Consider the following 6,410-nt stretch of genomic DNA (forward strand, 5'->3'; position numbering starts at 1 on the left):
TCAAGTCTTGAAACGCCATCCCACCACATCATATCGCCGTCAATTATTACTTTCTTTGAGGCCCACTCAGGTGCGCCAGTAAAGCTCTTTTCACTTCCAGAGATAATGTTCCATTTCATGAGTATGTGTCCTTTGGTGGGGTGGCGATAGGTTATGAGTTGATCAGTAAACATTCAAATTGATTACACAGATCAATAATGAAAGATTGATCGTTTAAAACGATCGTTGAGATTTATCAGGTTTATAAAATACAAAGCCGGGCTTAATTGCCCGGTCTATTCATACCATCAGGCACAAAAAAGCCCACTCGAGGCGGTGGGCAAGGATGGTAATTCGATTATGTATTTGTAATCCCTAGTGTTGGTAATTCAATTATTATCGTATTTTGCAACATAGCAAGTTACAGGCACAAAAAACCCGGCAGCGGGGCCGGGTTAGGTGTAGCTACTGCTGGGGCCGAGGGTTTGGCCGCTTATTTCTTTGCTGCTGTCTGCCTGCGAATTTCCCATCATTAGCTGCTGGCTTTTTCTTTGCTTTTCTTTCATTCCACCAGTCTGGAGCTGGATTTGGATCGGTTTGTAAAGCATCAGACATTCCAGATATAAGGCTATAGGATTGAACGCCATCAATATGCTCAGAAAGCGATGGCGTAACAACTTGACGCAATGGGTCAAGGATAAAATCAATCCCCTTAATTCTGGCATGCTTTGCTGCTGGGACAAAATCAGAGTCACCAGCAACAAGGATAATAACATCCACCAATTTTTCATAAGCTAAAGTGGTTATATCCATGCCTAATTTAATATCAACCTGCTTTTGCTTTATGTCGTAATAAAAATCATTATTGGTTAACTCATCCCACTTTTTTGTGCCTTTAATTAATTGCTCTAAGGCGTAGGTAGTTAACTGCCATCTTTTATTATCAACGAGAGTCCCTAGTCGCAACGCAGTTTTTCTGCTTTTTCTCAGCTCTTCATGAAGCGCTGACCTCAAAATATAGTTTGGCTCAAGTTTAAAATTCTTTCTTGAAGTTGTTTTATGTTCAGGGTCGGAAGGGAGCGGCGTCCTGGTTTGGATATCAAGAGGCGGACAATCGTAGAAATAAATACGGTAGAGCTCCAATGGCTCTTTCCTATCTTGAGATGATCTCTTGGGATTAATGTGAGAGAGAACCATTGCCCATACTATTTTCATTATATGCTGGGCTGTTAATTCGTTCTCTTTGAAGTGCTTCCTATGCGTAGCATGCACACGCTGCATAAAAAATCCAGCGTCAATTAATACAGCGGCTTTTTTCATTTTTTTTCCAAAAAAAATAGCCTAGAGCCGTTATGTAGATATTAACAATTGTCTACGAACGGGGCTAGGCTGGTGAGATAAATGTACTTTAAATTGACCATCCCGTCAACATGAATTTAAGTGGAAAACTAAAATGTCAATAGAAATTGAAAATATTTGTTGATAAGTTATCCACAGACTGTGTTTTAGTACAGCATATTGTTAACTATCCACCCCTCTATGGGCTAGCAGTGCTTCCGGTAAATATGAAGATTATCAATACACACGCCGCTAATGTTCAGCCCATCGCCTAGCAGATCGAGCATACTCACCGCTACAAGCGAAAGGCTGACTACGCTCACAGCGACTAAGACTGTAGGGATTACATACTCTTTCATTACTCCTCCTTGAGATATGGGGATATCAGTTGGTTAGCCGTGGGTTAGCTGAGTAATCGGAAATACCAATCTCTAAGCCTTTAATGTTTCTTAAGCATCATAGATCGAATAAGTTGTAACACAAATACTGGGGATATATCAGGGAGGGAGTAGCCGGTAGGTAACCGGCGTTGTATGAGGGGTTAAGCCTGAAACCAATCGTCAGCACTTTCCCACGTTTCCTGCAAAATCTCCTGAATCACTTCTTTGTCGTCAGGCGACCCACCGAATACAGTTAACCCGTCCATACCTGCCAATCTTATTGTGGCTTCCGCATCTGGATAGCGACGCTTTACGCGATCATTAAATTCGATGGCCAGTGCTGATAGAGCGCCGGCGGGTAATTTCTTGGTTTTATCAACGGTCACTTCGATACGTAGCATGATTATTCCCTCAACTGTGATAGCGGGTTTTGGCATTGATATCCTCAATACCTGATTCGATATAATCCACGCGCCGCTGTAGTTCGCGGATAAGCTTCTTGGCGGCATCTAAACGAATCATGACTTGTTGGTCTGGGTAAACCTCTGGCTCAATGTGCCTAAACCCAGTTAGGGTGTCCGTGAAGGATGAGCGCATGATTATGAACTTACCAAAGGCGCTATGCTCGGTATTAAAAGAAGTCAGTTCCCGCATTCCGCTAATTTCGTCTTTTGGATTTCTAGCCATGATGCCTCTCAATTTTTATTACTGTTTGTATATACAGTAATGAATTCTTTTTCGGTTGAAAAGTCATTCTGCAAAACTATTTTTCTTTGCTTGATAATCAAGGGGTTAGAAGCATCATTTTTTGACGGTTTTTATGAATAGAAAAGCCAGCAACCATTTATTAATCATGTGGTTACTGGCTTTTGGTCTATCTACTGCTGCGTCACATGGGCTGGTTCGAAGCGGCTGATTTAATTATCAAAGGCACCGAAGGCGCAATTCAGGCCAAGACCGTGACTTACGATTTCGAACGTCTGATGGATGGCGCTAAACTGTTGAAATGCAGTGAATTTGGCAACGCCATTATTGACCACATGTAATTCTGCTGTTGATGTCATATCTCACGGGGGCTTCGGCTTCCGTGAGTTTTTAGTACCCGTTTCAACTCTTCTGCAAAACGCTGCTCCAAAATAATCACGTCCTGCTGGTGGTGTTGTTATTCAGTCTTCAAAGATGAAAAACTAAAATGATCAGTCATTTGTTACTCATATCCAGTCATCGTTGACACAATAATGTGAAGAAAATATTTGACTGATCAGGTTAACTCTTTATCCTTTACCGCAAAGTTATTCGGCATATATCTGCTTTCTACTCGCATTGAGTTGATTTAATCATTAGTTTCCAAGAAATTATAAAAATTTATTTTTATTTTCTCTCTTAAAACAGAGGCTTATATTGTGACAAAGGATGTAGAAATCGTTAAAGCACGGCATCCGTTAGATAAGCAGCACATCAAACTGACTTATGTAACTCATTTTTATTGTAATCAGGGGAATATGGATTCGGTAGAGTCCTTGTTGAAGGAATATGAATCTTATCCTGACGATATTAAGGATGCTGTAGAATTTGTCATCGTCGATGATTGCTCACCATTAGAGTATGAAGTAAAAGATTACGATTTGAATTTCACGTGGTTGAGAATCACCACAGATATCCAGTGGAATCAGGCAGGCTCCCGTAATCTTGGGGTGACTTATGCAAAATCAGATAAGATTATCATCACTGATTTAGATTGCCTGCTGCCTGAAGACACGATGCGCTATCTGGTTAATGCTGGTAATCCTGGGCGTTCACTGTATCGTATTTACCGTACAGATGAAGAAACAGGGAAAGCCTATCGTGGTCATCCTAATTTGTTCTTCATGTCCAGAGCACGTTTCTTTAGGCTTTATGGTTACGACGAAGAGTTCGCTGGCCACTATGGTTCGGAAGATTATCGTTTTGTAAAATTCCATAAAGATCACGGTACTACACCGCGTTATCTGCCAAAGAAATATCGATGCATTGAACGTAATGTTGATAGGAAGAAAAGCTACCATTCACTGGATCGTGACTTGACGTATAACGCGCCGATTGATGACCGGAAGAAAAGTGAAATTGCCCGCTTTGGTGCAGAATATGGCCACAGCAGAATTTTCCTTAACTTTAATTGGGAAATCAAAAAAGTGCATTCACGTCCACCGACAGTACCTGCGCGTAAGGTGTGGTGGCGACCACTATGGTGGTTCCGTTATCTGTTCCGTTCACTCGCGGCATAACGAAATACCGGGTAAAATATCCCATCGCTAACTATTATCAACGAGTTGGCGATGTCATCGCTTGAGGCTGCGACACTTGGTTAACCCAAGTCAGGCAGCCTCTATTGTTTATTCATCTGAAGTGAGTGACTTATGATTTCTCCTGCTTCTTTGCCTGGTTCACCACCGGCGCATCGATATGTTGGCATGTTCTCTTGTGCAACTGCATTTCTACTAGGTATTGGTCTACCCACTTCTAATTTTATAATGAACTTGTCGATGGTATTGGCCGTCATCTGTTTGCTGTTGAGCCGAGATACCCGCTATGTGAAAGTTTTGGCAAAAAATCCGCTGATTTGGCTACCTGCCCTCATGGTGGTATTACTGGCGATCTCTTTGCTCTGGCATCACAATCTGTACGGCAAGGTGATGGTCAGTAAGTATTCTAAGTTGCTGTATATCCTGCCATTAGCTATGTTTTTTGTCCTTTCTCGCACATTAGTCGGTTATTTTGCCAAAGGGTTTTTATTGGCAAATGCCGTTATTCTGGCGGCGAGTTTGTGGGTAGGGGTCTTGCATATGCCGCTAGGTCATATTGATCCACTGAATCCATCTGTATTTAAACTACAAATTACACATAACTTCTTTATGGCACTGGCAGCAGTGATATGGCTTTCACTGGCATTCAAAAACCAAGGGCTTAAACGTTGGGGCTATGCCCTGTTAGTGTGTTTGGCTGTCTATAATATTGTGTTTATGGTGCAGGGCAGAACGGGTTATGTTGCGTTAGCGGCAACGTTTGGGGTATGGGGGCTATTATCGCTATCAACCCGCCAGCGCTTAGGAATGGTTGTTTGTGCCTTGGTCATCGGGGTTATTGTGCTCATAGTACCAAACCGGGCGGTTGATCGGTTGCAGAAAGGTGTGACTGAGATTCAATCTTGCCTGACGGTGAGTGAGGGCAGTGCGGATGAGTCATGTGACTCTTCAATGGGGTTACGGACTGCATTCGCGCTTGAGTCGATCAAGCTGATAGAGAAAGCACCTATTCTAGGGCATGGTGCCGGAGGTTTTTGGTACAAAAATAATGAGGCCGGTTTTTATAGCATCAACCCACATAATGAATATCTGATGCAGACCGTTCAGTCAGGAATTGTCGGTTTAGCTTTATTCTTGGGATGGATGTGGTGCTTTTTCCGCTCGGCTTGGCGTTTGCCTACCCACATTAGAAATGTGTTGATTGCTTTGCTTAGTGGTTATCTGGCTTGTCATCTGTTTAACTCCTTTTTACTGGACTCTTCAGAAGGTCACTTATTTATCATTCTTACGGCGATTGTTGCCAGTTACTCGGTGTTACCGCCCAAAGAACAGCCAGAAACAAGGCAATCAGAATAAAGTTACTGGTAGAGTGAAACCAAGAGTTAATTAAATCAACAGGTGCACAGTGTGGCACCTGTTTTTTATCAGTCAATTTGCTGTTTCTGCGGGTAAACTAAAACCTAAGCTGTTGTATCCCTCGTTGAAACCAAACAACTCCAGGAATTCATAAGCTGTTGAATACATATGATAGGGTGAGAAGAACATCCAGACAAAAAGTGATAATAAAACCATAATGGCAAGCAGTAAGATTTTATCCAGCAGCACTTTTCCTCCTTATAGTATTTAAGCCAATAAACCTTATCAGACTGGCGATGATATTGAATACGCTTCATACAATGACGATAACGCAAAACTTATAAAAATTCATGGATCAAAATGAGCTTTTTACCATTATGACGATGAAACCCTATTCAACCCGCCATTTTAGGCACTTTTTGTAGTTGATAGATAATTAGCAAACCCTCTTTCCTTGGTAATATACAACTCCCTTCTGAGTAGTTTATTTTCGTGAAATACATCACATAAAACACTTGTTAACGTTAACATTAGAGATTAACATCACATATTCAATCCAGTCGCTCTTCTCAAAATTAAAAGTTAACGTTAACAATAGACGTAAATCTCCAACAGGACATCGCCATGAGACATTCTGCCCGCAATCAATATCTGATTTTAAGTGGCTTATTGTTTACGTTCTTTTTTACCTGGTCGTCGGCCTTCTCTTTGTTCTCTATCTGGCTCAATCAATATGTAGGGCTAAAAGGAACAGAAACGGGTGCAACTTTTTCGGCTATCGCCTTAACGGCATTGTGTGCTCAACCGATATATGGAGTGGTGCAAGATAAGTTAGGGCTGAAAAAACATCTTTTATGGGCCATTGGTATTTTGCTGCTGATCAGTGGCCCTTTTTTTATTTATGTTTATGCCCCTTTATTACGGGTCAATACGCTGGCTGGCGCGGTTGTCGGCGGCTTATATATAGGAATGACGTTCTTCGCCGGTATTGGCGCTCTGGAATCTTATACTGAGCGAGTAAGCCGAATTAGTGGATTTGAGTTCGGCAAAGCTCGGATGTGGGGGTCATTAGGGT

Annotated in this window: 7 protein-coding genes and 2 pseudogenes; 4 read left to right on the forward strand and 5 right to left on the reverse strand. The window is 41.9% G+C overall.

Translation table 11 applies throughout. The features are described from left to right. Positions 1-444: 444 nt before the first annotated feature. From HUZ92_RS20935 to HUZ92_RS20560, 4 genes and pseudogenes are all read right to left on the reverse strand, one after another. Entirely contained in the window at positions 445-945 is a 501-nt protein-coding gene (locus HUZ92_RS20935; protein WP_268967052.1) for an NYN domain-containing protein, read from the reverse strand. Next, positions 943-1,299: pseudogene (locus HUZ92_RS20940) on the reverse strand (hypothetical protein); the annotation flags it as partial. The gene HUZ92_RS20935 and the pseudogene HUZ92_RS20940, both read right to left, overlap by 3 nt. A gap of 559 nt (positions 1,300-1,858) precedes the next feature. Next, entirely contained in the window at positions 1,859-2,098 is a 240-nt protein-coding gene (locus HUZ92_RS20555) for a DinI-like family protein (RefSeq protein WP_145580042.1), read from the reverse strand. Between the two features lie 10 nt (positions 2,099-2,108). Beyond that, entirely contained in the window at positions 2,109-2,384 is a 276-nt protein-coding gene (locus HUZ92_RS20560) for a hypothetical protein (protein WP_235897006.1), read from the reverse strand. Between the two features lie 191 nt (positions 2,385-2,575). Here HUZ92_RS20560 and HUZ92_RS20565 point away from each other — a divergent pair. The 3 genes and pseudogenes from HUZ92_RS20565 to HUZ92_RS20575 form a co-directional block, all read left to right on the forward strand. After that, a pseudogene (locus HUZ92_RS20565) lies at positions 2,576-2,743 on the forward strand (NADP-dependent isocitrate dehydrogenase); the annotation flags it as partial. 357 nt (positions 2,744-3,100) lie between these two features. Further along, the gene (locus HUZ92_RS20570; RefSeq protein WP_050097302.1) at positions 3,101-3,961 is read left to right on the forward strand and encodes a glycosyltransferase family A protein; all 861 of its coding nucleotides are present in this window, start codon (positions 3,101-3,103) and stop codon (positions 3,959-3,961) included. 150 nt (positions 3,962-4,111) lie between these two features. Further along, the gene (locus tag HUZ92_RS20575; RefSeq protein WP_072086497.1) at positions 4,112-5,335 is read left to right on the forward strand and encodes an O-antigen ligase family protein; all 1,224 of its coding nucleotides are present in this window, start codon (positions 4,112-4,114) and stop codon (positions 5,333-5,335) included. Positions 5,336-5,407: 72 nt separating this feature from the next. On the opposite strand, the gene HUZ92_RS20580 is transcribed toward HUZ92_RS20575, so the two are convergent. After that, entirely contained in the window at positions 5,408-5,584 is a 177-nt protein-coding gene (locus HUZ92_RS20580) for a hypothetical protein (RefSeq protein WP_164908301.1), read from the reverse strand. Between the two features lie 375 nt (positions 5,585-5,959). On the opposite strand from HUZ92_RS20580, the gene HUZ92_RS20585 reads away from it, so the two are divergent. Beyond that, positions 5,960-6,410, forward strand: a 451-nt coding sequence (locus tag HUZ92_RS20585; RefSeq protein ID WP_174846886.1) for an MFS transporter, incomplete at its 3' end; no start/stop codon positions are given.

This window comes from Yersinia vastinensis (genome assembly GCF_902726565.1).
Taxonomy (GTDB): Bacteria; Pseudomonadota; Gammaproteobacteria; order Enterobacterales; family Enterobacteriaceae; genus Yersinia; species Yersinia vastinensis.

What these genes read in the sequence shown, in the direction of transcription:
- HUZ92_RS20560 (WP_235897006.1), bottom strand. Translation starts at nt 2,384, where the DNA reads ATGGCTAGAAATCCAAAAGACGAAATTAGCGGAATGCGGGAACTGACT.
- HUZ92_RS20555 (WP_145580042.1), bottom strand. Translation starts at nt 2,098, where the DNA reads ATGCTACGTATCGAAGTGACCGTTGATAAAACCAAGAAATTACCCGCC.